The 25,005-nt window shown below is 61.0% G+C and carries 23 protein-coding genes; 12 read left to right on the top strand and 11 right to left on the bottom strand.

Going from position 1 to position 25,005, the window contains the following annotated elements; all coding sequences use genetic code 11:
- Window positions 1–86: 86 nt before the first annotated feature.
- Window positions 87–1,331, top strand: a complete 1,245-nt coding sequence (locus tag GA0061100_RS25200) for an aromatic ring-hydroxylating oxygenase subunit alpha (protein ID WP_075855573.1) — start codon at window positions 87–89, stop codon at window positions 1,329–1,331.
- Between the two features lie 2 nt (window positions 1,332–1,333).
- A complete protein-coding gene (locus GA0061100_RS25195) occupies window positions 1,334–2,422 on the top strand; it encodes an FAD-binding oxidoreductase (protein WP_075855572.1) in 1,089 nt (362 codons plus the stop codon).
- A 126-nt stretch (window positions 2,423–2,548) separates the two neighbouring features.
- On the opposite strand, the gene GA0061100_RS25190 is transcribed toward GA0061100_RS25195, so the two are convergent.
- A complete protein-coding gene (locus GA0061100_RS25190) occupies window positions 2,549–3,499 on the bottom strand; it encodes a glycoside hydrolase family 25 protein (RefSeq protein ID WP_244557943.1) in 951 nt (316 codons plus the stop codon).
- Window positions 3,500–3,806: 307 nt separating this feature from the next.
- Here GA0061100_RS25190 and GA0061100_RS25185 point away from each other — a divergent pair, with 307 nt between their 5' ends.
- Entirely contained in the window at window positions 3,807–4,277 is a 471-nt protein-coding gene (locus GA0061100_RS25185) for a BA14K family protein (protein WP_075855570.1), read from the top strand.
- A 68-nt stretch (window positions 4,278–4,345) separates the two neighbouring features.
- On the opposite strand, the gene GA0061100_RS25180 is transcribed toward GA0061100_RS25185, so the two are convergent.
- On the bottom strand, window positions 4,346–5,347 hold the full coding sequence (locus tag GA0061100_RS25180; RefSeq protein WP_075855569.1) for a transporter: 1,002 nt from the start codon (window positions 5,345–5,347) through the stop codon (window positions 4,346–4,348).
- A gap of 288 nt (window positions 5,348–5,635) precedes the next feature.
- Here GA0061100_RS25180 and GA0061100_RS25175 point away from each other — a divergent pair, with 288 nt between their 5' ends.
- Window positions 5,636–7,414: an acyl-CoA dehydrogenase family protein gene (locus GA0061100_RS25175; protein ID WP_075855568.1), complete on the top strand. Its 1,779-nt coding sequence runs from the start codon at window positions 5,636–5,638 to the stop codon at window positions 7,412–7,414.
- 9 nt (window positions 7,415–7,423) lie between these two features.
- On the top strand, window positions 7,424–8,176 hold the full coding sequence (locus GA0061100_RS25170) for a crotonase/enoyl-CoA hydratase family protein (protein WP_075855567.1): 753 nt from the start codon (window positions 7,424–7,426) through the stop codon (window positions 8,174–8,176).
- A 95-nt stretch (window positions 8,177–8,271) separates the two neighbouring features.
- Here GA0061100_RS25170 and GA0061100_RS25165 read toward each other — a convergent pair whose 3' ends face one another.
- Both GA0061100_RS25165 and GA0061100_RS25160 read right to left on the bottom strand, forming a co-directional pair.
- Window positions 8,272–9,522: a class I SAM-dependent RNA methyltransferase gene (locus tag GA0061100_RS25165; RefSeq protein ID WP_075855566.1), complete on the bottom strand. Its 1,251-nt coding sequence runs from the start codon at window positions 9,520–9,522 to the stop codon at window positions 8,272–8,274.
- A complete protein-coding gene (locus tag GA0061100_RS25160) occupies window positions 9,519–10,259 on the bottom strand; it encodes a TlyA family RNA methyltransferase (protein WP_075855565.1) in 741 nt (246 codons plus the stop codon). Before GA0061100_RS25160 ends, GA0061100_RS25165 begins: the two co-directional genes overlap by 4 nt.
- Window positions 10,260–10,370: 111 nt before the next feature.
- Here GA0061100_RS25160 and GA0061100_RS25155 point away from each other — a divergent pair, with 111 nt between their 5' ends.
- The 3 genes from GA0061100_RS25155 (at window position 10,371) to GA0061100_RS25145 (ending at window position 14,920) form a co-directional block, all read left to right on the top strand.
- Window positions 10,371–11,378, top strand: a complete 1,008-nt coding sequence (locus GA0061100_RS25155; protein WP_075855564.1) for a DUF4424 domain-containing protein — start codon at window positions 10,371–10,373, stop codon at window positions 11,376–11,378.
- 225 nt (window positions 11,379–11,603) lie between these two features.
- Complete coding sequence (locus GA0061100_RS25150) at window positions 11,604–13,550, top strand: methyl-accepting chemotaxis protein (protein WP_075855563.1); 1,947 nt, start codon at window positions 11,604–11,606, stop codon at window positions 13,548–13,550.
- A gap of 332 nt (window positions 13,551–13,882) precedes the next feature.
- Entirely contained in the window at window positions 13,883–14,920 is a 1,038-nt protein-coding gene (locus tag GA0061100_RS25145; protein ID WP_075855562.1) for a sensor domain-containing diguanylate cyclase, read from the top strand.
- A gap of 54 nt (window positions 14,921–14,974) precedes the next feature.
- Here the strand turns inward: GA0061100_RS25145 and dxs are convergent, their stop codons facing one another.
- From dxs to GA0061100_RS25125, 4 genes are all read right to left on the bottom strand, one after another.
- Entirely contained in the window at window positions 14,975–16,891 is a 1,917-nt protein-coding gene (gene dxs / locus GA0061100_RS25140; protein WP_075855561.1) for a 1-deoxy-D-xylulose-5-phosphate synthase, read from the bottom strand.
- 125 nt (window positions 16,892–17,016) lie between these two features.
- A complete protein-coding gene (locus GA0061100_RS25135) occupies window positions 17,017–17,940 on the bottom strand; it encodes a pirin family protein (RefSeq protein ID WP_075855560.1) in 924 nt (307 codons plus the stop codon).
- Between the two features lie 71 nt (window positions 17,941–18,011).
- On the bottom strand, window positions 18,012–18,263 hold the full coding sequence (locus GA0061100_RS25130; RefSeq protein ID WP_075855559.1) for an exodeoxyribonuclease VII small subunit: 252 nt from the start codon (window positions 18,261–18,263) through the stop codon (window positions 18,012–18,014).
- A 2-nt stretch (window positions 18,264–18,265) separates the two neighbouring features.
- Entirely contained in the window at window positions 18,266–19,207 is a 942-nt protein-coding gene (locus GA0061100_RS25125) for a histone deacetylase family protein (protein ID WP_075855558.1), read from the bottom strand.
- A 168-nt stretch (window positions 19,208–19,375) separates the two neighbouring features.
- Between GA0061100_RS25125 and GA0061100_RS25120 the strand changes: the two genes are divergently transcribed.
- Window positions 19,376–19,777: an acyl-CoA thioesterase gene (locus GA0061100_RS25120; RefSeq protein WP_075855557.1), complete on the top strand. Its 402-nt coding sequence runs from the start codon at window positions 19,376–19,378 to the stop codon at window positions 19,775–19,777.
- 38 nt (window positions 19,778–19,815) lie between these two features.
- Here GA0061100_RS25120 and GA0061100_RS25115 read toward each other — a convergent pair whose 3' ends face one another.
- From GA0061100_RS25115 to GA0061100_RS25105, 3 genes are read right to left on the bottom strand one after another with little or no spacing between them, the layout of a single operon-like run.
- Complete coding sequence (locus GA0061100_RS25115; RefSeq protein ID WP_075855556.1) at window positions 19,816–20,373, bottom strand: biotin transporter BioY; 558 nt, start codon at window positions 20,371–20,373, stop codon at window positions 19,816–19,818.
- A 28-nt stretch (window positions 20,374–20,401) separates the two neighbouring features.
- The gene (locus tag GA0061100_RS25110) at window positions 20,402–21,004 is read right to left on the bottom strand and encodes an energy-coupling factor transporter transmembrane component T family protein (protein WP_075855555.1); all 603 of its coding nucleotides are present in this window, start codon (window positions 21,002–21,004) and stop codon (window positions 20,402–20,404) included.
- Complete coding sequence (locus GA0061100_RS25105; RefSeq protein WP_075855554.1) at window positions 21,004–21,681, bottom strand: energy-coupling factor ABC transporter ATP-binding protein; 678 nt, start codon at window positions 21,679–21,681, stop codon at window positions 21,004–21,006. Before GA0061100_RS25105 ends, GA0061100_RS25110 begins: the two co-directional genes overlap by 1 nt.
- Before the next feature lie 107 nt (window positions 21,682–21,788).
- Between GA0061100_RS25105 and GA0061100_RS25100 the strand changes: the two genes are divergently transcribed.
- From GA0061100_RS25100 to GA0061100_RS25090, 3 genes are all read left to right on the top strand, one after another.
- Entirely contained in the window at window positions 21,789–22,979 is a 1,191-nt protein-coding gene (locus GA0061100_RS25100) for a winged helix-turn-helix domain-containing protein (RefSeq protein ID WP_075855742.1), read from the top strand.
- 86 nt (window positions 22,980–23,065) lie between these two features.
- Complete coding sequence (locus GA0061100_RS25095; RefSeq protein ID WP_075855553.1) at window positions 23,066–24,145, top strand: dipeptidase; 1,080 nt, start codon at window positions 23,066–23,068, stop codon at window positions 24,143–24,145.
- 301 nt (window positions 24,146–24,446) lie between these two features.
- Window positions 24,447–24,986: a GNAT family N-acetyltransferase gene (locus GA0061100_RS25090; protein ID WP_143525536.1), complete on the top strand. Its 540-nt coding sequence runs from the start codon at window positions 24,447–24,449 to the stop codon at window positions 24,984–24,986.
- The last annotated feature ends 19 nt before the right edge of the window (window positions 24,987–25,005 follow it).

The raw sequence follows: 25,005 nt of genomic DNA, 5'->3' as shown, positions 1-25,005 counted from the left end.
CGGGTGGTCGGGACATTGCTTTTGGCCGCTCCCAATCGGCCGCGCATGTCCTTTGCCCCCTTCCTGGTACTGCTAAGGATAGGCAAATGGACATCAGCAGCAAAGTTCTGCGGCAATTGAAGAACCACCGGACGGGCTTGAGCCTGGAGCAACCCTTCTATACCGATCCGGATTACTTCAAGCTCGATATGGAGACGATCTACTATCGCGACTGGCTGTTCATCGGCCATGATTGCGAAGTGCCGCGCGCGGGCAATTACTTCACCGTCCAGATCGGCGACTATCCCGTCGTGATCGTCCGCGGCCGCGATCAGGTCATCCGGGCCTTCCATAACAGCTGTCGCCATCGCGGCTCGCGCGTCTGCTCGACCGAGCGCGGCTCCTCGGCAAAGCTCGTCTGCCCCTATCACCAGTGGACCTACGAGCTCGACGGCTCGCTGCTCTTCGCCCGCCAGATGGCCGAGGATTTCGACAAGAGCCAGCATTCGCTGAAGCCGGTTCATTGCGAAAGCGTCGGTGGCTACATCTTCATCTGCCTCGCGCAGAACGCTCCCGATTTCGCGCCGGTTCGCGCCGCGATCGAGCCCTACATGGCGCCGCACCGCATCAGCGAAGCCAAGGTCGCCTTCCAGAGCACCATCATCGAAAAGGGCAACTGGAAGCTCGTCTGGGAAAACAACCGCGAATGCTACCATTGCGCGGCCAATCACCCGGAACTTTGCCGCACTTTCCCGGAAGCGCCGACCGTGACCGGCGTTCAGGGCGCGATGAACGATCCCGTCATCGCCGAGCACTGGCAGCGCTGCGAAGCAGCCGGCTTGCCGAGCGAGTTCAAGATTTCGCCTGACGGACAGTTCCGCGCCGCTCGCATGCCGCTGATCGAAGGCGCGGAAAGCTACACCATGTCCGGCCAGAATGCCGTCAAGCGGCCGCTCTCGTCCGACGTAACGATCAACGGCATCGGCACGATGCTATTGTTCCATTACCCGACGACATGGAACCACATGCTCGGCGACCACGCCATTTCCTTCCGCGTCCTGCCGATCAGCGCTGAGGAAACCGCCGTCACCACCAAGTGGCTCGTTCACAAGGATGCGGTCGAAGGCGTCGACTACAATCTCGAAGAACTGACCCACGTCTGGACCGAAACCAACGATCAGGACCGCCGCATCGTCGAGGAAAATGCCTTTGGCATTCGCTCGCCGGCCTATGAGCCCGGTCCTTATTCGGAAATCCATGAAGGCGGCGTCATGCAGTTCGTCGAATGGTACACGACATTCATGATCAACCGGCTGCAGGGCGACCAGGCCAAGCTGTCGGCGGTTGCCTGAGCATGAACATGGCCGTCTCCCATTCGCATCGACACCTCGACCAAATGCAGCCCTGGAGCGACAGGCAGCATATGCTCGAATGTCTCTCCGTCACGCCCGAGGCGCCCGATGTGATGACCTTCACATTCGGCTCCGACAAGGACAACTGGTTCCGCTATCTGCCGGGCCAGTTCGTGACGCTGGAGCTGCCGACGGCTCCGGAGCCGGTCATGCGCACCTATACGCTCTCCTCGACGCCGTCGCGGCCCTTCTCGGTCGCCGTGACGGTGAAGGCGCAGAAGGACAGTATCGGCACGCGCTGGATGTTCGAGAAGCTGAAGCCCGGCATGCGCATCAAGGCTTTCGGCCCGCTCGGCGATTTCAGCCATATCCGCCATCCCGGTGAAAAATACCTCTTCGTCTCCGCCGGCTCCGGCATCACGCCGATGATGTCGATGACGCGCTATATGGCCGATATAGCGCCGCTGTCTGACATTACTTTCGTCAATTGCTCGCGCAGTCCGACCGATATCATCTTCCGCTCCGAGCTCGAATATCTCGCCCGCTTCATGCCGAACCTCAATCTTGGTCTCATCGTTGAAGGCTGCGGCCGCACCGATCTGTGGTCGGGGCTGAAGGGACGCATCGACAAGGCGAAGATCGGCCTGCTGGCCCCCGATTTCATGGATCGGACGATTTTCTGCTGCGGCCCGGAAGTCTTCATGGACGCCGTCCGCTCCATGCTGGAAGCGCATGGCTTCGACATGTCGCGCTACCATCAGGAAAGCTTTCAGCCCGCCAATGCGGCAACGCCGCTTGCCGAAGTTTCCGACGATGCCTCCGGTGAGGCTGCAACGACGATCCGCTTTACCATGGCAGGCAAGGATGTGGCCTGTGCCGCGGGGCAGACCGTGTTGCAGGCGGCGCGCGGCGCGGGCGTGCGCATCGGCGCGGCCTGCGAATCCGGCCTCTGCGGGACATGCCGGGTGATGAAGCTTTCGGGCGAGGTCGAGATGAGCCACAATGGTGGCATCCTCGATGACGAGATCGACGAGGGCTATATCCTCGCCTGCTGCTCGCGCCCGAAGACGGATGTTCAGATCGAGGCATAGCATCGACTTGAAAGCCGCCTCGCCAAGCTAGAGCAATTCCAGGAAAAGTGCGCAACAGTTTTCCGGGAGTTGCTTAAAAACAAAGAGATAGAGCGGTTTCGCGATCCAAAGAAAAGCGGAAACGCTCTAGAAATCCTGATAGTTCAGCTCGTTGATTTCGACCGGCTTCGATTGTGGGGTCGAGGCCGTGACGACTGGGTCGATATCGACCATGAGTGAAGTGAGGGTCTGTCGCGGCCCGCTGCACATCTGCGCGAGCGCGATCGTCAGGTCCGGTGCGGGCAGGGGTTTGGCCGGCAGAAGATCGCCCTGCGGCCAGATCCTGGCGAGCTGAACCTTCGTCATCGGCACGACGTTGACGTCGATATCGGTGAGCGTGCCCGGCACCCTATAGGGGCAGCTCTTCTCGGAACAATTGTCCGACGACGCAAACTGCCAGATGGCATAATTGTCCCAGTTGCCGAGCGGGAAGGTGCCTTTCACATCAGGCTTGTAGCGCGCATACCACAGGGGTAGCCGCGACAGCAGCGGATAGGTGCCGCGATGATCGGCGATATAGCGCGCCGTGTTGTGATTGACGTAGAGAATGGGATAGCGCCCGGTCCTGACCTTGATGTGGGCGACGAAGATCTGCGCATCATCGAGCGACATGAACTGCGTCGTATCCATGCCGTCGATGTCGAGGACCATGAGTTCGTCCGGCTGCGGATCGGCATAGTCGAGAAAATGATTGGCCTGGTCGATCGGATTGCCGGGCCGGCCCAGATGATAGGCGCCCCATAGCAGGCCATTCGTCTTTGCCAGCATGCGGCGCGTTTGAAACAGCTCGCGGCTGACGGCGTACTTGCGCCACATCGTCCTGCAATGGGCCACTGTGTCGCCGCCATGGTCGCCGGTGCAACTGAAGCTTTCAGGTAATCCATCCGACGCCTTGGAGATGAAGCCGGCGATCCGTTTGTCCTGCAGAAAGGCGGTCCAGTCGATGGTGTTCAGCTCGTAAGCATCGACAATCAGGGCGTTTTTTGGATCGCCCCAAGGCTGGCTTTCACCGGCCGAAGGCTTGGAGACCGACCCCATCAGGGTCAGGATCGTCAACAAGCTGTAAATGAGGAGGTTACTCTTTCGGTATCCTTTCATGAAATAATAGTAAGGATTGCTGGTTAATCTTGGGTTAAGAATGAAATCACTATAAATTCATGGTGGAGCCCCGCATAACTCCTTAATTCGGTAGGGATTTGAGGAACTAAATAACGCGCTGCCGCGTTTCTTGTCGTCTACTCGCATGTGCGACGAAGCAGGCAGTGAAACCTTGCTCGGGATGCATTCCCGACATGAAACGCCTACAGGCTTGAGTATCAAGTCGAACCAGGGAATGGAGATAAAAATGCTTGGTTTCCGTGCAAAAATCGCGACAGTCGCCTTAACGGCTGCCGTCGCCCTGACGAGCTTCACACCGTCTTTCGCCATGCAGATGCCCGCCGCACCAATCGTCAGTCAATCCGCGCCTGCCCAGGCTGCACCCGGCAATGTCGAACAGGTGCAGTGGCGCCATGGTGGTTACTATCGCCGCGGCTGGTATGGCGGCTACCGCGGTTATCGCGGCGGCTATCGTCATGGTTATCGCTATCACGACGGCTATTGGTTCCCGCTGGCAGCCTTCGGCGCCGGTGCGCTGATCGGCGGCGCAATCGCCAGCCAGTCGCGCTATTACGAACCCGCTCCGGCTCCGAGCGCCGGCATCAATCCGCGCCATGTCGAATGGTGCGAGGGACGCTATCGTTCCTACCGCGCTTACGACAATACGTTCCAGCCGAACTCCGGCCCGCGCCGCCAGTGCTATTCGCCGTATTTCTAAGCAGCGGTCCCAGAATGAAAAATGTCAGCCGTCCGGTTCCCGCCGGGCGGCTTTTTTATGCTTCGATGTCAGAGAATATTGACCCGCCTGAGCAGCCACCATGCCAGCAGCATGGAGGCGACGATGAAGCCTACGGCATATCCGGTGCCGCTTGCACCGCCCGCCAGCGGCAGCCCCGATGTGTTCATGCCGAAGAAGCCGGTCACCAGCGTTGGCGGCAACAGAAATGCGGTCATGATCGACAGGATATAGAGATGCCGATTGATTTCGGAAGCGAGCTTCGAGTCGATCTCTTCGTGCAGCAGCCTGGCCCTTTCCTGCAGGGCATAGACATCGTGTTCGACCGCTTCCAGTCGTCCCGTCAGTCGGGCGGCGACATCTTCGAAGCCGAGCGGCATTTCCTCGTCGTCCGAGGCAGCGGCATGGCGCATCAGCGAGAGAACGGTCCGCAGATGGCGATGCAGGCGCACGATCGTCCTGCGGATGGGCGGAAGCTTGGCGCGCTCATCGCGCGACGTGTTCCCGTGGACGAAATCCTCGATGCCGTTCAGCTCTTCGCTGATTTCAATGACAACAGAGATCAGGGTCCGCTGGAATTCGACGACGATCAGCTCGAAAATATCCACCGGGCCTGTGAACCGCGCTGCATTCTTTTCGATCAGTACGCGGGTTCTGTCGAGGCTGCGAAGCGGCTGCAGCCGGCTGGTGATGAGCATGCGATCGGTGAACGCGAAATGCAGCCAGCCGATGTCGTGGGTATTGTGGGCGAAGTCGCGCTGGAAGTCGACCAATGTGCCGAAAAGCATCTGCTCGTCGACCGTAATCGTCGCATGTGTCTCATGCGTGGTCAGCGCTATGCGGGCAGCCTCGTTCAGTCCCGGCGCATCCTCAAGGAAGGCCGGTACCCGCGCATCCACGAGATTGAGATGCAGCCAGAGGAAACCGTCGTCGCTGAAGAGCGTCGAACGGTCGGTATCGTCAGGCAGGCGCTCCGGCTTGGTCGCGCCGGGACGGAGACGGTATGCCCAGATAAAGCCGGGTATGGTATTGGCTGACGTGAGCGTGTTCATGGGGGCATCGTTCGCATTGTCTGAACAGTTGCCTTAGTCTTCGTTCATGACGATTGTTTATGCAAGTCCGTGCTTTCGCGGAATAATCGCGGATATAGGCGGCGATGTCACAGCCGCGCAGCGCGCGTAAGACGCATGTCAGGTTCGAGTTCGCGAGACGGTGGAAATCGGCGTCTCTGCAATTTGAGAAAATTGACGTTTACGTAAAAATAAACTAGCTATAGCCACAAATGGCCGATGGTCCGGGTGAGGCGGATCATTGCCAGCACCGATCCGGAGGAAAGCATCATGTACAAGGCGCCTGTCGAAGAAATCGCGTTCACGCTGAAACATGTCGCCGGCATGGAGCGCGCCATGGAAGAGGGCGCTCTTGGCGATCTCAGCACCGATCTTGTCGATGCCATCCTGTCGGAAGCCGGGCGTTTCGCCGGCGAGGAGGTAGAGCCGCTTGCCGACGTCGGCGACAAGCAAGGCGCAAGGCTGGTGGACGGCAAGGTGGTCCTTCCCGATGGCTGGGAGAAGCTCTATCGCGACTGGATCGCCGGCGGCTGGAATGGCCTGACCGCACCGGAGGAGTTCGGCGGCCAGGGCCTGCCGCACATGCTGAACATCGCGACGCTGGAAATGTGGAATTCCGCCTCGATGGCCTTCGGCCTTGCACCGACGCTGACCATGGGCGCGATCGAGGCGCTGCACGCTCACGGCAGCGACGATCTCAAGAAGACATATCTGGCAAAGCTCGTTTCAGGCGAATGGTCCGGCACGATGAACCTGACCGAGCCGCATGCCGGTTCCGATGTCGGCGCCCTGCGCTCGCGCGCCGAACGCCGCGATGACGGCACCTATCGCATCTTTGGCCAGAAGATCTTCATCACCTGGGGCGATCATGAGGCGACCGAGAACATCATCCATCTCGTTCTCGCCCGCCTTCCCGATGCGCCTGCCGGCACGCGCGGCATTTCGCTCTTTCTCGTGCCGAAATTCCTCGTGAATGACGATGGCTCTCTTGGTGCCCGCAACGATTATTTCGCCCATTCGCTGGAGCACAAGCTCGGCATTCACGGCTCACCCACCTGCACGCTCATCTTCGGCGACGGCAAATATGGTGCGGAAAAGGGCGCCGTCGGCTGGCTGGTGGGTGAAGAGAACAAAGGCCTCGCCTGCATGTTCACGATGATGAACAACGCTCGCCTGGCCGTCGGCATCCAGGGCGTGGCGATTGCCGAAGCAGCGACCCAGAAGGCCATCGCCTATGCCCGGGAGCGCACGCAGGGCCGCGCGCCGGGCACGGCCGCATCGGGCATGAGCCCGATCATCGAACATCCCGATGTCGCCCGCATGCTGCTGACGATGAAGGCGCTGACCCAAGGCTCGCGCGCGATCTGCTACGCTTGCGCACAGGCGATCGACATGTCGCATCGCGATCCCGAGAGGGCAAAGTATTGGCAGGAACGTGCAGCGCTGCTGACACCGATTGCCAAGTCCTTCTCCACCGATGCCGGCGTCGATGTCGCCTCGCTCGGTATCCAGGTCCACGGCGGCATGGGCTTCATCGAGGAAACGGGGGCTGCACGCCTGCTGCGCGATGCCCGCATCGCGCCGATCTACGAAGGCACCAACGGCATCCAGGCCATCGATCTGGTGACGCGCAAGCTGACGATCGCAAACGGCGATCACGTGCGCGGTTTCATCGCCGAATTGCGTGAGATCGCCGATAATGTCGCGAAGTCCAATCTCGACGGTTTCGGCGAAACGGCACCGCGGCTGCAGGCAGCCATTGCCGATCTGGAAAAGACCAGCGAATGGCTCCTGTCGAAACAGGCGGAAGGTGCCGTTGCCGAAGCCCTGGCGGGCGCTACTCCCTACCAGCGGCTCTTCGGCCTCGTGCTGACAGGCTCCTATCTGGCCAGGGGTGGTCTGGCCGATGCGGGCGATGGCGAGGGAGCCAAGCGCATCGCACTCTGCCGCTTCGCTGCCGAAAATCTTCTGGCCGAAACTGCAGCCCTCTCTGATCGGGTCATCGCCGGCGCATCCAGCCTCGAAGCCGCCCGCGCCGCACTAGCCTGAGGAAAAGCCATGACCGACCACATCCTGATCGAACGCCCCGAGACTGCGCCGCATATCCAGGTCATCCGGTTCAACCGGCCTGAAAAGAAGAATGCCATCACGCGCGCCATGTACCAGACCATGACCGATGCGCTGAAGGCGGCAGAGGAAGCGCCGGATATCCGGGTCCACGTCTTCCTCGGAACGGAAGGCTGCTTTTCCGCCGGCAATGATTTGGCCGATTTCCTCGCCTTCGCCATGAGCGGCAATATGGGACGCGAAGTGATTGATTTCCTCGTTGCGCTGGCACGCACGAAGAAGCCCGTCGTCTCCGGCGTCGATGGCCTGGCGATCGGCATCGGCACCACGATCCACCTGCATTGCGACCTGACGGTCGCCTCCGATCGCAGCCTGTTCAAGACGCCCTTCGTCGATCTCGCCCTTGTTCCCGAAGCTGCCTCAAGCTTGCTTGCCCCGCGCGTCATGGGGCACCAGCGCGCCTTCGCCCTGCTTGCGCTGGGAGAAGGCCTCTCCGCTGCCGAAGCCAGGGATGCCGGCCTGATCTGGAAAGTGGCTGCGCCGGAAGCCGTGGAGGCTGAAACGTTGTCGCTGGCCGCCAAACTGGCCGCCAAGCCGCCTGAAGCCCTTCGGATCGCACGCGACCTGATGCGCGGCTCACCGGATGCCGTTCTGGCACGCATTCAGGAAGAGGCCGAGTATTTCGCCGCCCAGCTGAAAAGCGCCGAAGCCCGTGCTGCCTTCGAGGCATTCATGAAGCGGTGATCGTCAACCCACCCTCGTGGTGAGATGCGAAGCTCGAAGGGCGTAGCCTCGAACCACGAGGGTCGGCCAGCGAACTGGCGATCGCAAAGCCAGAACTACTTCTCCAGTGCCGCGACCACCTCGACATGCGAGGTCCACAGGAACTGGTCGATCGGGGTCACCCGCGTGATGCGGTAGCCGCCTTCGACTAGCAGGGCCAGATCGCGGGCAAGCGTCAGCGGGTTGCAGGAGACGGCAACGATCTTTTTGACCTGGGAGCGAGCAAGCTCCTTGCTCTGGAATTCCGCGCCGGCGCGCGGCGGGTCGAAGACGACGGCGTCGTAGACCTTCAGTTCCTGCATCATCAGCGGCCGGCGGAAAAGGTCACGGCGTTCGACGCTGACAGGCTTCAGCCCCTGTGTATTGCGGGCGGCATGATCCAATGCCGCGAGCGGTTTGTCTTCGCTTTCCACCGCATGCACGCGCCCGATCCGCGCCAGGCGAAGCGAGAAGGTGCCGCTGCCGGCGAAGAGATCAGCGATGCGCTTCGCCTTGCCGACATGGGCAGCAACCAGCTCGGCCATGGCATCTTCGGCCTGCTTGGTCGCCTGCGTGAAAGCGCCCGGCGGCGGTGCGACCTGGACGCCGCCGAAATCGATCATCGGCTTTACAGGCTCCACCAGAATCTCGCCGTTCAGCGAGACGCGGGCGACGCCGCGAAGCGATAGTACGGTTTCGATCGTGCTGCGGCGTTGCTTGTCCGAAAGCGACTTGATGCCGTCAACGGCAAGGTCGAGGCCGGTCTGTGTCTCCAGCACCGAGATGCGGAAGGCTTCGGCATTGATGGCCATCGCTGCGGCAATCGTCTTGATCGCCGGCAGGCGAGCCATGATGCTGGCCGAGGCGATGGGACATTCCTCGATGGCGACGATGTGGTGGCTTTCGGCCTGGTTGAAGCCGATCAGCATATCCTTTTCTGTCTTGCGCGCGGCGAAGACCACCCTGCGCCGTTCGCCCGGATGCGCGGCAACGATATCGTCCACTTCCGGCGTCAGGCCCTTCGAGCGCAGGGCATCGACGACGAGCTGGCGTTTGAAGGCGCGATAGGGCGCATCGGCATAGTGCTGAAGGGTGCAGCCGCCGCAGGCGCCGTTGACGCCGTGCGGGCCGAAGTGCCGACAGTGCGGCTCCTGCCGGTCCGGCGAGGCAGTCGTGATCGACATTAGCGTGCCCTGGCTCTTCACCCGCGCGATGGCGACGCTTTCGCCGGGCAGCGTGAAGGGCACGTAGATCGGGCCATCTGTGCCCTGCGCGATGCCGTCGCCCTGGGCGCCGAGCTTCTGGATGGTGACGGTTTCAGTGCTCATGGCTTGATCCCTGCGAGAAGAAATTCCTGGTTGCCGTCGCCGCCCGCGATCGGCGAAGCGATGAGGCCGAGGCTTCGCCAGCCCATGTCCTCGGAGAGCCAGCGCTCGAGTTCGGCCGCAACCGCCGGAGCCGAGGAGGGGTCCTTCAGGAGACCGGCTTTGCCGATCGCATCGCGGCCGGCTTCGAATTGCGGCTTCACCAGCAAGGCTGCCCGCGTGCCGGGTTCTGCAAGCTTGAGCGCCGGCGCGAGGGCCAGCTTCAGCGAGATGAAGGAGACATCGGAGACGATGAAGGTGAAAGACGCGCCGATATCGTCGGCGGTCAGGTTGCGTGCGTTCAGCCCCTCGAGATTGGTCACGCGCGGATCGGCCGATATGCGCGGGTGCATCTGGTCGTGGCCGACGTCGATGGCCGTCACGTGGGCGGCACCGCGCTCCAGCAGCACCTCGGTGAAGCCGCCTGTCGACGCGCCGACATCGAGGCAGTGCTGTCCCTTCGGATCGAGGCCGAAATGGTCGAGCGCCGCCACCAGCTTCAAAGCCGCGCGGGAGACATAATCCTGTGCCGGATCGTCTATATTGATCTCGGCATCTTCAGTGAACAGCGAACCCGGCTTCGTCACGACCTTGCCATTCACCGTCACCGTGCCGCGCTGGATGGCATCACGAGCGCGGGAGCGGCTGGCGAAGAGCGAGAGGGTGACGAGAAGCTGGTCGAGGCGTTGCGGATCGGACATGGGCTGTCCATGCCGGGCAATGCGTTATGTTGCAAGCCTTTTATGCTGATATCGACATTGACGGCGGATTGCGGCCGGCGATAATCGCCGGGATCAACGGGCGAGGGCATCATGCGAAAGATCGGTGGCTGTGCGGCGTTAGTGGCGATGTTTGCCGCTCCGGCTCTTGCGAACGACACCATGGCCGAGCTGAGGACGGGCGGGCTCGCCTATGTTCGCACCGGCGATATCAGTATGGCTGAGGAGAAGCTGTTCGTTTCGCAGGCCGAAGTGCGCGTCGACTATGTGTTCGAAAATACCTCCGACAAGGATGTCGAAAGCGTCGTGGCCTTTCCGATGCCCGATATCAAGGGTGACATCGACAGCATGGTCGATGCCGGAAATGTCGATTCAGACAATTTCCTCGGTTTCACCGTGACCCAGGATGGCAAGGCCATAGCACCGACCCTGCAGCAGCGGGTATCGGTGGCCGATGTCGACATGACCGACGAGCTGAAGGCGCACAATGTGCCGTTGCTGCCGCTGAGCAAGGTCGCCATGGATGCCGTCGCAAAGCTTCCCGTCGATGTATTGGAAGACTGGACGGCCCGCGGCCTGATCGCCGACGACGAATACGACAATGACGGCCAGGGCATGAAGCACCATCCGACCCCGATGTGGACGCTGCACACGACCTATTGGTGGCGCACCAAATTCCCGGCCAAGGCCAGGATCGCCGTTCAGCACAAATACAAGCCAAGCGTCGGCGGTACCGTCGCGATCACCTTTGCCGGCGACGAAGACTATCAGAGGCAGCAGTTGCAGGCCTATCGCGGCAGATATTGTCTCGACGAAAGCTTCCTGAAAACCGCGACAAAGCTCGCTGCCGTGGCCGACAAGGGCGGTCGGAGCTACACCGAGAACTGGATCTCCTACGTGCTGACGACCGGCGCCAATTGGTCCGGCCCGATTAAGCATTTCGAACTGACGGTCGATAAGGGCAATCCGGAGAACTACATCAGCTTCTGCGGAACGGATGTGAAGAAGACCGGCCCGACCACCTTTCAGATGACGGCGCGGGATTTCTATCCCGAGCACGATCTGGACATCCTCATTCTTGCCGCCGCTCCCGTAAACTGACGAGCGGTCGATCGGCCCGCACGGAATTAAATAAATTTAAAGCCGAAGCCTCTACTGATGCCGGGGATTGCGGTGATCTGCTTTGAGGTCGCCGCCTGCCATGAAGGCTTCGCGCGTCTGCGTCCCAATCATGCCCTCCCTGAATTCTTCGAGCGTCGGCCGTACTCCCTCCCAGTGACGGCCGGAGGATGCTCGCCAGGACCGGCGCTCAGGAGGCGCTCGCTCATGTTTGCGAAAAAACTCTCTTTGAATGGCAAGCTTGCCATTACATTTACGGCCCTGATCGCCATTTTTGCCTGTGTTTCCGCTTTCGTCTACGCAAAGCAGGACGTGTCGGCCGGAGCCGCCGTCGAGCAGACAAAGTCGCAGCAGCTCGTCAGCCTGATCGATGATTCGCTGCAGGCCATGCTGGAGCAGGCAGTCAATCTGCGCGGTTTTCTGCTTCTGCGCAGCGACAGCACCTACGGCGATATCTTCAATAATCGTGAGCGGATGCTGAAGAGCATCGCTGCGGCCAAACAGGTCGCGGCCGATTCCCCCGATCTGCTTCAGGCGATCGACAACATGCAAAAGGCTGCCGATCTCTATTTCCATCAACTCGCGGAGCCACAGGCCAAAGCCCGCAAGGAAACCGAGATGCCGCTCGACCAGATCGTCAAGATCGGTCAGAACGAAACCAAGGGTCAGCTTGATGGCTTCCGCGAAGCCGCTGCTAAGATCAAGCAGGCCGCACGTACCAAGGCGAGCAACCTGGCAGCCATGCAGGATGACGCCAACGGCGATCTTCGCCTGACGCTTATCGTCGGCGGCATCTTCGCCTCGCTCGCCGCCGCTGTTCTCGCATGGCTGCTGTCGCGCGCCATCGTGCGTCCAATCGTCGGTATGACGGCTGCAATGGGGCGTCTGGCCAATGGCGAGCATGACGTCGAAGTTCCGGCGGTTGGTCGCGGCGACGAAATCGGCCGCATGGCGGATGCCGTCCTTGTCTTCAAGCAGGCCGGCATCGAGAAGCTGCGTCTTGCCGGCGAGACCGAGCGTATGCGTGGCGATGCCGAACACCAGCGCCTGATGAATGATGAGCAGAAGGCACGTGAAGAGGGTGAAATTCGCTTCGCCATGGAAGCGCTTGCCGGTGGCCTCTCGGCTCTGTCTTCCGGCGATGTTGCGACCCGCCTTCACAACAGCTTTGCACCGCAGTTCGACAGCGTTCGCGCCGATTTCAACAATGCGGTCGAGAAGCTGGAAGCGGCCCTGCAGTCCGTCGGCTCCAATGCCCGCGCCATCAATGCCGGTGCTGACGAAATCCGTTCGGCCGCCGACGATCTGGCGCACCGCACCGAACAGCAGGCCGCCGCGGTCGAAGAGACGGCCGCAGCACTGGAAGAGGTCACGACCACGGTTCGCGACTCCGCCAAGCGGGCCGAAGATGTCGGCCATCTCGTCGAGCGCGCTCGCCTCGGCGCGGAGCGGTCGGGCGAAGTGGTTCGCAAGGCCGTCTCGGCCATGCAGCAGATCGAGAAGTCCTCGGGCGAGATCAGCAACATCATCAGCGTTATCGACGATATTGCCTTCCAGACCAATCTTCTGGCGCTGAATGCCGGCGTCGAGGCCGCCCGTGCCGGGGATGCCGGCAAGGGCTTTGCCGTCGTCGCCCAGGAAGTGCGCGAGCTTGCCCAGCGCTCCGCAAACGCTGCCAAGGAGATCAAGTCGCTCATCACCACGTCGAGCGATCAGGTCAATACTGGCGTGTCGCTGGTCGGCGAAACCGGCAAGGCGCTGGAGCTGATCGTATCCGAAGTGCAGGAAATCAACCGCCACGTCGGTGCGATCGTGACTGCGACCCGCGAGCAGTCCACCGGCTTGCAGGAGATCAACACAGCCGTCAACAACATGGATCAGGGCACGCAGAAGAATGCCGCCATGGTCGAGGAGCAGACGGCGGCAAGCCATGCGCTCGCCCGCGAAGCTGCGGCGCTCAACGAGCTGCTCCAGCAGTTCCGTCTCGGCAATTCCGCTCAGGCTGCACCTGCCCGGCCGGCCGTTGCAACCGCACGCTCGAAACCGGCTGCATCGCCGGCTCGGGCTCTTGGCCGCACCGTCGCCAAGGCTTTCGCTGGAAAGGCAACCGCAGCGGCTGCCGCCACCGCGCGGGACGATTGGGAAGAATTCTGATCGTTCAACGATGGCTTCGTGGGTAGCCTGCTGGGCGACTCACGGCGAATCACCTTCAAAGACCCATCGGCCCGTCGCTTTGCGGCGGGCCGCTTCGTTTTTTCACAGTTTGTATGAGAGCATCATTGGCCGCGGCCTGTCCGACTTTGGGGCAGCGACGGCGCGGTTGGAGCGTTCTTTCCCTTGAAGAACAGGCTCTTCGGACCATGGCCTTGTTTTCGGCGGACCATCCTTTGGTCAAGATTTATTAAATATTTGATCGGTGGCAGGGTTGCCCTGAGCGGCGAACCACCATTCTTATAAATGCATGATGACCGCCCAGGGAGATTCGAATGGGACAGTTCGTCCGAGTTCCGGCCAATGAAGCACAGAGACTTTTGGCCGTACGCTCCCTGAATGCGATTCACAGCAGCCCGACACCGGAGCTTGCGACCCTTGCGGAATTGGCAAGAGGTGTGTTCGAGACACCCTATGCAGCAATCAACATTATCGATGAGGACTGGCAGCGCATAGCAGGGCAGGCGGGGCTGAAGATCGCCGAATGCTCGCGCGATATGTCGATCTGCACGCGGGTGGTTTTCGATGATGAATTGCTGGTCCTTCCGGATCTTACGGAGGAGCCGGAACTGAAGGCTGCCCCCTTCGTGCTCGACGACCCCCACTTTCGTTTTTATGCGGGTGCGCCGGTGCGGTTGGAGAACGGTCTGCCCGTAGGAGCCTTCTGCATTCTCGATCAGAGGCCGAGGCAATTTTCCTCGAATGAGGAACAAAGCCTCATGCGGTTTGCCCAGATTGCAAGTGCGCTCCTACGGCTGCAGAAAACGAACTTGCTGATGGGAATAGCCGAGAATGGCCTGCGCGCGGCAGCCATGACCGATCCGCTGACCCGTTTCTTCAATCGGTCGGCGCTCGAAGCTGTCGTCGATGGCGCGCTGAGCGCGGCGATAGCGACAGGCGGCAATTTCGGCGTCCTCTATCTCGATATGGACGGCTTCAAATCGATCAATGACCGCTTCGGTCACAATGTCGGCGACGAAGTTCTGTGCGAGGCGGCGGTGCGCATTCGCTCAGTCGTCCGAGCAGACGATATCGTCGTGCGCATGGGGGGTGACGAGTTTGCGATATTCGTCCCGGACTCGCCCGACAAGAATGCGCTCATGTCCCTGTCCGAACGGCTGCTTGCCACCTTCAGGGCGCCTTTTGCGGTGGATGGTGTGTCGATTTTCGCAAGGCTCAGCATCGGCGCTGCCCTCGCGCCACATGATGGTGCAACGCGCGTCTTGCTGTTGAGGAATGTCGATTCCGCGCTTTACCAGGCAAAGGCCGCCGGCCGCGATCGCGTAGCGGTCTTCAATTCGCTTCATTCCTGATATGTCGGGGCATGATGGTGTCAGGCAGCCGTCGAGCCGCCTGATCTTTGCGCTTTATCCGGCTGCCTCGACGATACGGCCGCGGCCAAGTGCGCGGAATACCGTCTGCACGATGCCGGCGCGATCAAGGCCAGCCATGGCGTTCATGGCCTCCGGCTTGGCCTGCTCCATCCAGAGATCGGGCATGACGAGCGAGCGGATCTTCAGGCCGTTGTCGAGCAGGCCTTCATTGGCAAGGAACTGCATGACCTGGCTGCCGAAGCCGCCGGCCGAGCCCTCTTCGATAGTGATAAGGATCTCGTGATGGGCAGCAAGCTGGCGGATGAGATCATGGTCGAGCGGCTTGGCAAAGCGCGCATCGGCGACCGTCGTCGACAGGCCGGCAGCATCGAGATCCTCGGCGGCGGCAAGGCTGTCCGCCAGCCGCGTGCCGAAGGACAATAGCGCGACCTTCGAGCCCTGCTTGATGACACGACCCTTGCCGATTTCGAGGATCTGGCCGCGTTCCGGCATTTCGATGCCGACGCCTTCCCCACGCGGATAGCGGAAGGAGATCGGACCAAGATCATAAGCAGCGGCAGTGCGCACCATATGCTTGAGCTCTGCCTCGTCGGCCGCGGCCATGACGACGAAGCCCGGCAGGGTGGTCAAAAAGGCAGTATCGAAGGAGCCGGCATGCGTCGGGCCATCGGCGCCGACGAAGCCGGCGCGGTCGATGGGGAAGCGGACAGGAAGGCCCTGGATCGCCACATCATGGACCACCTGATCGTAAGCGCGCTGCAGGAAGGTGGAATAGAGGGCGGCGAAGGGCTTGTAGCCTTCGGCGGCGAGGCCTGCGGCGAAGGTCACGGCATGTTGCTCGGCGATGCCGACGTCGAAACAGCGCTTGGGGAAAATTTCCTGCAGCTTGTCGAGGCCGGTGCCGTTCGGCATGGCGGCGGTGATGCCGACAATCTTGTCGTCGAGCATTGCTTCCTGCACCAGTGCTTCGGCGAAGACGCTGGTATAGCTCGGCGCATTCGGCTTCACCTTGGTCTGCGCACCGGTGATGACGTCGAACTTGTTGACGCCATGATATTTGTCGGCAGCGGCCTCGGCCGGTGGATAGCCTTTGCCCTTCTGCGTCACGACATGGATCAACACCGGACCTTGCGCATTGTCGCGCACATTGCGCAGTACGGGCAGCAGATGCTCGAAGGAATGGCCGTCGATCGGGCCGATATGATAGAAGCCCATCTCCTCGAACATGGTGCCGCCGGTCACATAGCCCCGTGCGTGCTCGACTGCCCGGGTGATGGCGCGGTCGACTTTCTTGCCGAGATAGGCGGTCAGTTTCTTGCCGAAATCCCGGAAGCCCATATAGGTGCGACCGGAGGCAAGACGGGCGAGATAGGCGCTCATTGCCCCCGTCGGCGGAGCGATCGACATGTCGTTGTCGTTGAGGATAACGATCAGCCGCGCATCCAGCGCGCCGGCATTGTTCAGGGCCTCATAGGCCATGCCGGCCGACATGGCACCGTCGCCGATGACGGCGATCACGCGGCGATCGGTATTGTCAAGCTCGGCGGCCACAGCCATGCCGAGACCTGCGGAAATGGATGTCGACGAATGAGCCGCGCCGAAGGGATCATATTCGCTTTCGGCCCGTCGCGTGAAACCGGAAAGACCGCCTTCCTGGCGCAGCGTGCGAATGCGATCGCGACGCCCGGTCAGGATCTTGTGCGGATAACACTGATGGCCGACATCGAAGATCAGGCGATCGTTCGGCGTGTCGAAGACGCTGTGGATGGCGATGGTCAATTCGACGACGCCGAGACCGGCGCCGAGATGTCCGCCGGTGCGCGATACCGCATCGATCATCTCGTCGCGGACTTCGCGGGCGAGCTGCGGCAATTCCCGGTCCTCCAGCTTTCGCAGGTCGGAGGGATATTGGACCCGGTCCAGCAGTGGCGTCTCTGGCATTTGTGTCAAGGCTGAAGCCTCTTTCTTGCTATTCTTGGGCGGTTGTCCGCCTTTACGTCAAAACAGATTGCGACAAAAGACGCCGAATTCAAGGTGCTCCCGAACAAGAAACATGTGGGATTGTTATGAACCCGTTAGCCTTCCGGCAGGGGAATGAACTCTTCCTCGTCGCCCGGCACGATATCGAAGCGGCCTGTGCGCCATTCTTCCTTGGCCTTTTCGATGCGCTCCTTTGAGGACGAGACGAAATTCCACCAGATATAGCGCTTTGAATTGAGCGCTGCACCGCCAAAAAGCATGAGATGACAGCCTTTTTCGCCGGCCTCCAGCGTTATCGCATCGCCTGGACGGAAGACGAGGAGCTGATCCTGTTCGAAACGGTCGCCGGCGACAATGAGCGAGCCGGAGAGAATGTAGACCGCACGCTCCTCATGCGCTGCCCCAAAAGGAAACGTCTTGTTCGGCTGCAGCTGCAGATCGACGTAGAGCGTGTCGGAGAAGGATTTCACCGGCGATTTCAGGCCCTCGAAATCGCCGATCACAACGCGCCCGGTCACGCCGCCATCGGCGATGATGGGCAGCTCATCCTTCTCCGTATGGGCGAAAGACGGATCGATCTCTTCCTTTTCATCAGGCAGCGCCAGCCACGTCTGGAGTCCGGACATGGCGAAGGGGTGATCGCGTAGGTTCTCCGGCGTGCGCTCGGAATGCACGATACCGCGACCCGCCGTCATCAGGTTGACGTCGCCGGGGCGGATCACCTTCGCCGTGCCGAGACTGTCCATATGGCGGATTTCGCCATCGAACAGATAGGTGACGGTGGAAAGCCCGATATGCGGATGCGGGCGGACATCCAGCGCCTGGCCCGGTCGCAAAATGGCAGGACCCATGCGGTCGAAGAAGATGAATGGCCCCACCAACCGCCGCCGGCTGCTCGGAAGCGCGCGCCGCACGGAGAAGCCGCCGAGGTCGCTGGTGCGCGGAATGATGAGGTTCTCGATCGCGTCGCAGGCGAAGGCATCACCGGCCTGCGGATCGTTTCCTGGGAAGAAGGACATATCGACTTTCCTTTCGGCTGGAATTCAACCTAACGGGAATGTCGGCCAAACTCAAATTTTCCCATCCGATCTCAGGCGCCGTCAAGCGCTTCCGTGCCCTGCGGCTTGCCGGCACGATCGAGCCTGATCTTCTCGATGCGGTTCTCCGCAGCCGACAGCAGCGCTTCGCAATGCTTCTTCAGCGCTTCGCCACGCTCGTAGATCGAGATGGATTCGTCCAGCGCCACATCGCCGCGTTCGAGCCGGGCAACAATGCTTTCAAGCTCCGCCACGGCCTTCTCGAAGGAATAGCTCGAAACATCTGCCTTGGCGTTCTCGCTCATCGTCAACCTCTCATCATGCGTAGAATATGCATTCCCGCCGACTCGGCGAGACCTTCCAGATCATAGCCGCCTTCGAGCAGGCTGACGACCCGGTTCTTCGCGCTTCGATCGGCAACCTCGAGCAGCCGGCCGGTCGCCCAGTCGAAATCCTCGCCGGTGAGGTTCAGTTGTGCCAGCGGATCGCGGTGATGAGCGTCGAAACCGGCCGAGATGATGATGAGATCGGGGCGGAAATCATTCAGCGCCGGCAGCACGCGCGACTTGAAAGCCTCGCGGAATTGATCGCCGCCGGTATTGGGCGAAAGCGGCGCGTTGACGATGGTGTTGTGTGCGCCAACGTCATCCTTCTTGCCCGTGCCCGGATAGAGCGGCATCTGGTGGGTGGAACAGAAGAGCACGGAGGGATCGTCCCAGAAAATGTCCTGCGTGCCGTTGCCGTGGTGCACGTCCCAATCGACGATGGCGACGCGCTCGGCGCCATGGGCCTTTTGCGCATGGCGGGCGGCAATCGCCGCATTGTTGAAGAAACAGAAGCCCATGGCCTTGGTCTTCTCGGCATGGTGACCGGGCGGACGGGCTGCGACGAAAACATTGTCGGCAGCGCCGGAGAAGACATCGTCGACCGCCGCCATGGCGCCGCCGACGCCGTGCATGATCGCCTGCAGCGTCTTCGGGCTGGCATAGGTGTCGGCTTCGAGCTGGTTGATCTCACCATCATCGCCTCTGTCCGGCATCGAGCGCAGAACGAAATCCAGGTGCTCTTCCGGATGGGCAAGCAGGATCGCATCCTCATGCGCCGCAGGAGCTTTTCGCCGGTCCAGCCGCTCGAAATTCGGATGCTCCAGCGCAATGTTCAGCGAGCGCAGCCGGTCGGGCCGCTCCGGATGGCCGGGCGGAACGATGTGTTCAAGAAAGATCGGGTGTTCGTAAAGACGTGTGCTCATGGGACCAATCTATAAATGAGGCGTGACGCCTATTACAGGACATGGACCATGTCACTACAATGTCAACAATCCATCTTAACCACTTTGGGATGGCGTCCGTTTACTTATCGAGGCGCAGTGTTAAGCTTTCATTAAGGTCAGTATGGCGCCGGCCAGGGTTATTGCGTGATGGCGAGAGTAGAACGATCCGATGTCATTGAGGTAAGGGTGCCGCCGCGCGATGTCGACCGGCACGGCCAGATGTTTATCGCCTCCTATATCTCGCAGGCGGAAACAGCGCTCTCGAATTTCTGGCGTACGCGGCCGCTGGTCGATGATGAGCCCATCTACATCGCCAAGAAGGCGTCCTGCTCGCTGCATCGCGCCTTGCACTATGATGACCTTGCCCGTTACTCGATCAGCGTCAACAAGATTGGTGGCAAGTCGATCGGTTTCGTCGTCGCAATCGAAACCGGCAACGAACTTGCGGCGGAGGTGGAAATCCTCTGGCTCGCGGTGCGCGGCGATGAGCATGATCCCGTGCCGTTGCCGGAAGATACGCGCGACTGGCTCTATAAGTATCTGGCTTGAGCGGACAAGGACGGCATGTCGCTGCCCGCGTGGGCGCTTCAGCTCCGCTGCGGCAGAAGCGGGTAGCCAGCCATGACGGCGCGGCCGACGAGAGCTGCGACAAATGCCTTGATAAGGTCTCCCGGCACGAAGCCCATGGAGCCGACGAACGCCTTGCTGAAGCCAACGTTGATTGTCAGCCAGGCAATGCCGAAAGCATAGAGCACCACGACACCGCCGATGGCGGCGGCGATGAAAAAGCCGACACCCTGCGCGAGGCTGCTTTGCTCCGGCTTCACCAATCTCTCCGAGAGATAGCCGGTGACGAAGGCTGCAAAGATCCAGCCGACGAAGAAGCCGGCCGTCGGACCGGCAAAGACGGCTAGTCCGCCGCGTCCTCCGGAAAGGACCGGCAGGCCGATGGTAACGAGTACGACCACCAGCAGCACCGCGATCGTGCCGCGCTTGGCGCCAAGCACGACGCCGGCGAGCATGACGCCGAGCGATTGCGCCGTGATCGGAACGGGAATGATGCCGATCGGGATGGGCGGTAACAGGCCGAGCGCCACGATGATGGCGGCAAAAAGCGCCGAGAGGACGAGATCGCGGGTGTTCATGGCTGCTCCTTCCGAAAGAGATTTATGTTCATTGACGCCGAATGCCGCGCGCGTCAATCGCAGCGGCGATATTGTCCGCATCGCGCAGCGTCAGGATGATCAACGGCGCGAGCGTGGTTGCCAGGCGGATCTTGATCCCGCGTGCCTGATGTGCTTCGCGGATCGCGCGATAGCGATCGAGAATTTCGGGCACGAAGCGGATGACGAGGCCGATCGCAAGCCCGATATCGGCGGCTCTCAGCAGGCCGATTTTTTCGAGCGGCATGGCAAGGGCGGTGATCTCGTCGATGAAAGCGGCCATCGATGTCGTCGCCGTCACCGTGGCAGCAAACAGCGCCAGTGCCGTCAGCCGCAGGGCGGTGACGATTGCCGCGTGAAGCGGGCCGACCAAGGCCGCAAAAATCGCGAGGACCGCAATCGAGATCAGGATCGGCCACAGCCGCTTTAGTGCCTCTGCAATCGACAGGCCACTGCGGAAATAAAGGCCGGCGCCGATCAGATTTGCACAGGCAAGCACGGTGATGGATTGAGTAAGGAAGAGCAGCACGCCGAATGCGGTCAGCGCCAGCAGCTTCAGGCGCGGCGAGAGCCGGTGCAGCCAGGTATCGACATCGACATGCAGCGTCTGCATCAGGCCGCCAGCTCCCTGTAGCGCGCAATCGCCTCCGCCGCCGGCGCGTCGGCAACGAGCCGGCCCTGGTCGAACAACAATACTCGCTCGAAGTCGTCGAGTAGGGGCAGATCGTGGCTGATGACGATGACGCTTTCTGGCAGGCCCATGATGGTCTTCTGTACCAGCGCCCGGTTCTTGAGATCGAGCTGGTTGGTCGGCTCGTCAAGAATGAGGATGTCCGGACCAGTTACCAGCACGGAACACAGGGCAGCCATCTGCAACTCGCCGCCGGAAAGCTCATGCGCGCGCCGCGAACCGAGATGGCCGACGCCGAAGCGCCCCAGAATGCCGTCGACCGCAGCTTCGATTTGCGCCTTGTCGTATCCGCGCGCCTTCAGCCCGAAGGCGATGTCGTCACGTACGATGGGCAGGATGATCTGGTTCTGCGGCGACTGGAAGATGTAGCCGACCTTTCCAAGCACTTTGGTGGCATCGCCGACGGTATCGAGACCGTCGACCACGACGCGCCCGATCGTCGGCTTCACGAGCCCGTTGATCAGCCGCGCGAAAGTCGTTTTGCCGGAACCATTGAGGCCGATCACGCCGATGCGGCGCTCCTGAAGCGTCAGGCTGAGCGGCGACAGCGCAGTACGTGTGCCGTAATTGACGCCGGCATTGTCGAACCGAATATCCAAGCCGCTTCCCTATTCCATGGCACAGTCGCGGAGCTATAGCGCATCGCGTGGATTTATCAAATCAGGGCCTCTTTGAAAGCATGGGAATTTATGCCTATGATCTGCTCATGACGAATCTGCTCTCGAATCGTGATGCCCGCCGCGTGTTCCTTGCCAAGCAGGGGCTCGCCAATCCACCGAACCGTGCCTTGACCAAGGCGGGCCTGCTGCAGCTCATCCACGACATCGGTTTCGTGCAGGTCGATAGTATCGCGACCGTCGAGCGCGCCCATCATCAGATCCTGTTTTCGCGCAACCAGACCTATCGGCGCGAGCATCTGACGGAGCTTCTGGAAAAGGACGGCGCCCTCTTCGAGAACTGGACGCATGATGCCTCTATCTTGCCGAGCGCCTTCTTCGTCTACTGGAAGCACCGCTTCCGCCGCGAGGACGAGGCGATTATCGCACGCTGGCGCAAATGGCGGGGGGAGGGGTTCGAGGCGGCTTTCGAGGAAACCTACGAGCGCGTGCTGAAGAATGGCGCCATCACTGCCCGCGAGGTCAAGGCGGAGGATCATGTCTCCGGCGGCTGGTGGAACTGGCACCCGAACAAGACGGCGCTCGAATATTTCTGGCGCACCGGCAAATTCGCGATTGCCGGCCGCACCAATTTCCAGAAGGTCTACGACCTCGTGGAGCGTGTCCTGCCGAGCCATTTCCATGAGCCGGAAGTCGAGCATGACGAATTCGTGGACTGGGCCTGCCGCAGCGCGCTACAGCGTCTCGGCTTCGCGACGTCGGGCGAGATCGCAGCCTTTTGGGATCTCGTGTCGCCGCAGGAAGCCAAGACGTGGGTCGAGACGCATCGCGACGAGCTGACCGATGTGCTGATCGAGCCCGCTGGCGGCGGCAAGCCGCGCCCTTCCTTCGCGTTCCTCGATTTCCACGAAACGCTGGACAATCATGCCGAAGCGCCGGCGCGCATCCGCGTTCTCAGCCCCTTCGATCCGACTTTGCGGGATCGCAATCGCACCGAACGCCTCTTTGGCTTCTTCTACCGGATCGAGATTTTCGTGCCGGAACCGAAGCGCGAATACGGCTATTACGTCTTCCCGTTGTTGGAGGGAGACCGTCTGATCGGCCGGATCGACATGAAGGCCGACCGCAAGGCCGGCACTCTCGATGTCAAACGCCTGTGGCTGGAACCGGGCGTCAAGACATCCGTCGGCCGGCTGGAGAAGCTTGAAGCGGAGCTGGAGCGTGTCGCCCGTTTCACCGGCGTCGAGAAGGTTGTGTTTCTCGACGGTTGGCGGGGATGATCGATTTTTCCCTTTTCGGGAAATCGGCAGCGGATTGCGTTGTGGCGTAAGCGAAATTGCCTCTGACCTTTAGGGACTACGGTCGCATGGCTGATGTTCGGATTTTCGATGGGCATAATGATGCGGTCCAGTTCATGCTGGATTATAGGCCTGAGGGTCGCGATTTTCTGGCTCGATCGGAGGCAGGGCATCTCGATCTCCCGCGAGCGCTTGAGGGAGGTCTGGCCGGCGGATTGTTTGCTATGTTTGCCTCGCCGGAACGCGAACCGGTGGACGATCTGACGATCACCCATGACGGGTATGAGGTTCGCTATGCCGAGGCGGTGCATCCGGACCATGCACGGCTGCAGATCGATAGGCAGCTTTCGGCCATAAGGAAGCTGATCGGGCGCTCGGGCGACAAAATACGTCTCGCAACGAGCGTCGACGAGATCGAGGCGGCCGGATATGACGGCGCCTTTGCCATCGTGCTCCATATGGAAGGCGCCGACGCTATCGGCCCCGATCTCGGCTATCTGGACAGCCTCCGCGATGCCGGCCTTCGATCCCTAGGGATCGTGTGGAGCCGCCCGAATATCTTTGGCTATGGCGTTCCGTTCGCCTATCCGAGATCGCCCGATACGGGGCCTGGGCTGACGGATTTGGGCAAGAGCCTGGTCAGAAGATGCAATGAACTCGGCATCATGATTGATGTTTCCCATCTGAACGAGCGTGGATTTTGGGACGTCGCGGCGTTGAGCACCGCTCCGCTCGTGGCCACACATGCCTGCGCCCATGCCATATGTCCGTCGAGCCGAAACCTGACCGATCGGCAATTGGACGCCATCCGTGACACCGGCGGCGTCGTTGGGCTGAATTTGGCCGTCAACGACATTCGCGCCGATGCCAATCTTGAAGAAGATACCCCACTCGATGCCGTCGTTCGTCAAATCGATTACCTCGTCGCCCGCGTTGGAGCGGATGGGGTCGCGCTCGGATCGGATTTCGATGGCGCCGTTATACCCCGCGAAATCAGGGACGCAAGCGGCTTGCCGCGTCTCGTCGATGCAGTGTGCAAGAGCGGATTCGACGAATCTACTCTGCGAAAATTCGCCTATGAAAATTGGCTTCGCGTATTCGGCCTCACATGGTTGGATCGATCACGAGCTTTGTCACCTCCCCCTTGAGGGGGGAGGTCGCCGCGTAGCGGCGGGTGGGGGTGAACCTGAGTGCAGGGTGACATCACCCCACCCGAAGCTTAGCTCCGCCCCGCTCAAGGGGAGGGTGAGGATCGGCAGATTGCCATCATGGCGATCTTGATACCAAAACCTTCCTGGCCGAGATGACGTTGCTTGCCGCTGGTAACTTATAGCAAAGTCATTTTCTGCGGTTCCAGCGCGGCGTTACAAACCTGTGCTTCTGGTCGAGGCCATAACTTAGGCTGTCGCATAGGCAGAGGCGCCTATCAAAAGGGAGGATCTGTTGTCGTTGCCAATTCTCGAGGGCCGGAATGTCAGGCTCCGTCCGCCATGCGCCGATGACGCCGATACGCGCTTCGCCCTGGGCACGAATGCCGAGATCGCGGAAATGTATGGCGTCAACAAAGAGGACATCAAGCCCATCACCCGGGAGGGGGCGGCGCTATGGGTTCAGGGTCTTGCCGATCACCCCCACGCCTGGGTCATCGAAATCAACGGTGCCTTTGCCGGCATAATCAGATTGGACAACGTCAATCGCCAGGACAGGCGCGCGACGATGGCGATCGGGATCTATAATCCGGCCTTGCTCGGCAAGGGGTTTGGCACCGAAGCGATCACTCTTCTGCTGAGCCATGCCTTTGGCGAGATAGGGTTGCATCGGATTGGAATACGCGTGCTCGCTTACAACAAGCGCGCCATCCGCGCCTATGAGAAATGCGGCTTCACCGTTGAAGGACGGGAGCGGGAGACGGCCTACGTCAACGGCAGCTGGCACGATGACATCATGATGGGCTTGCTGGATCGCGAGTTTTCGGCGCTGCAGCGCTGAGACTCCCGCTGATGCGTCA

This window comes from Martinezella hainanensis (genome assembly GCF_900094555.1).
Taxonomy (GTDB): domain Bacteria; phylum Pseudomonadota; class Alphaproteobacteria; order Rhizobiales; family Rhizobiaceae; genus Rhizobium; species Rhizobium hainanense.
Note: the sequence above shows the minus strand (reverse complement) of the source record. Positions and strands in the feature narration are given on the sequence as shown.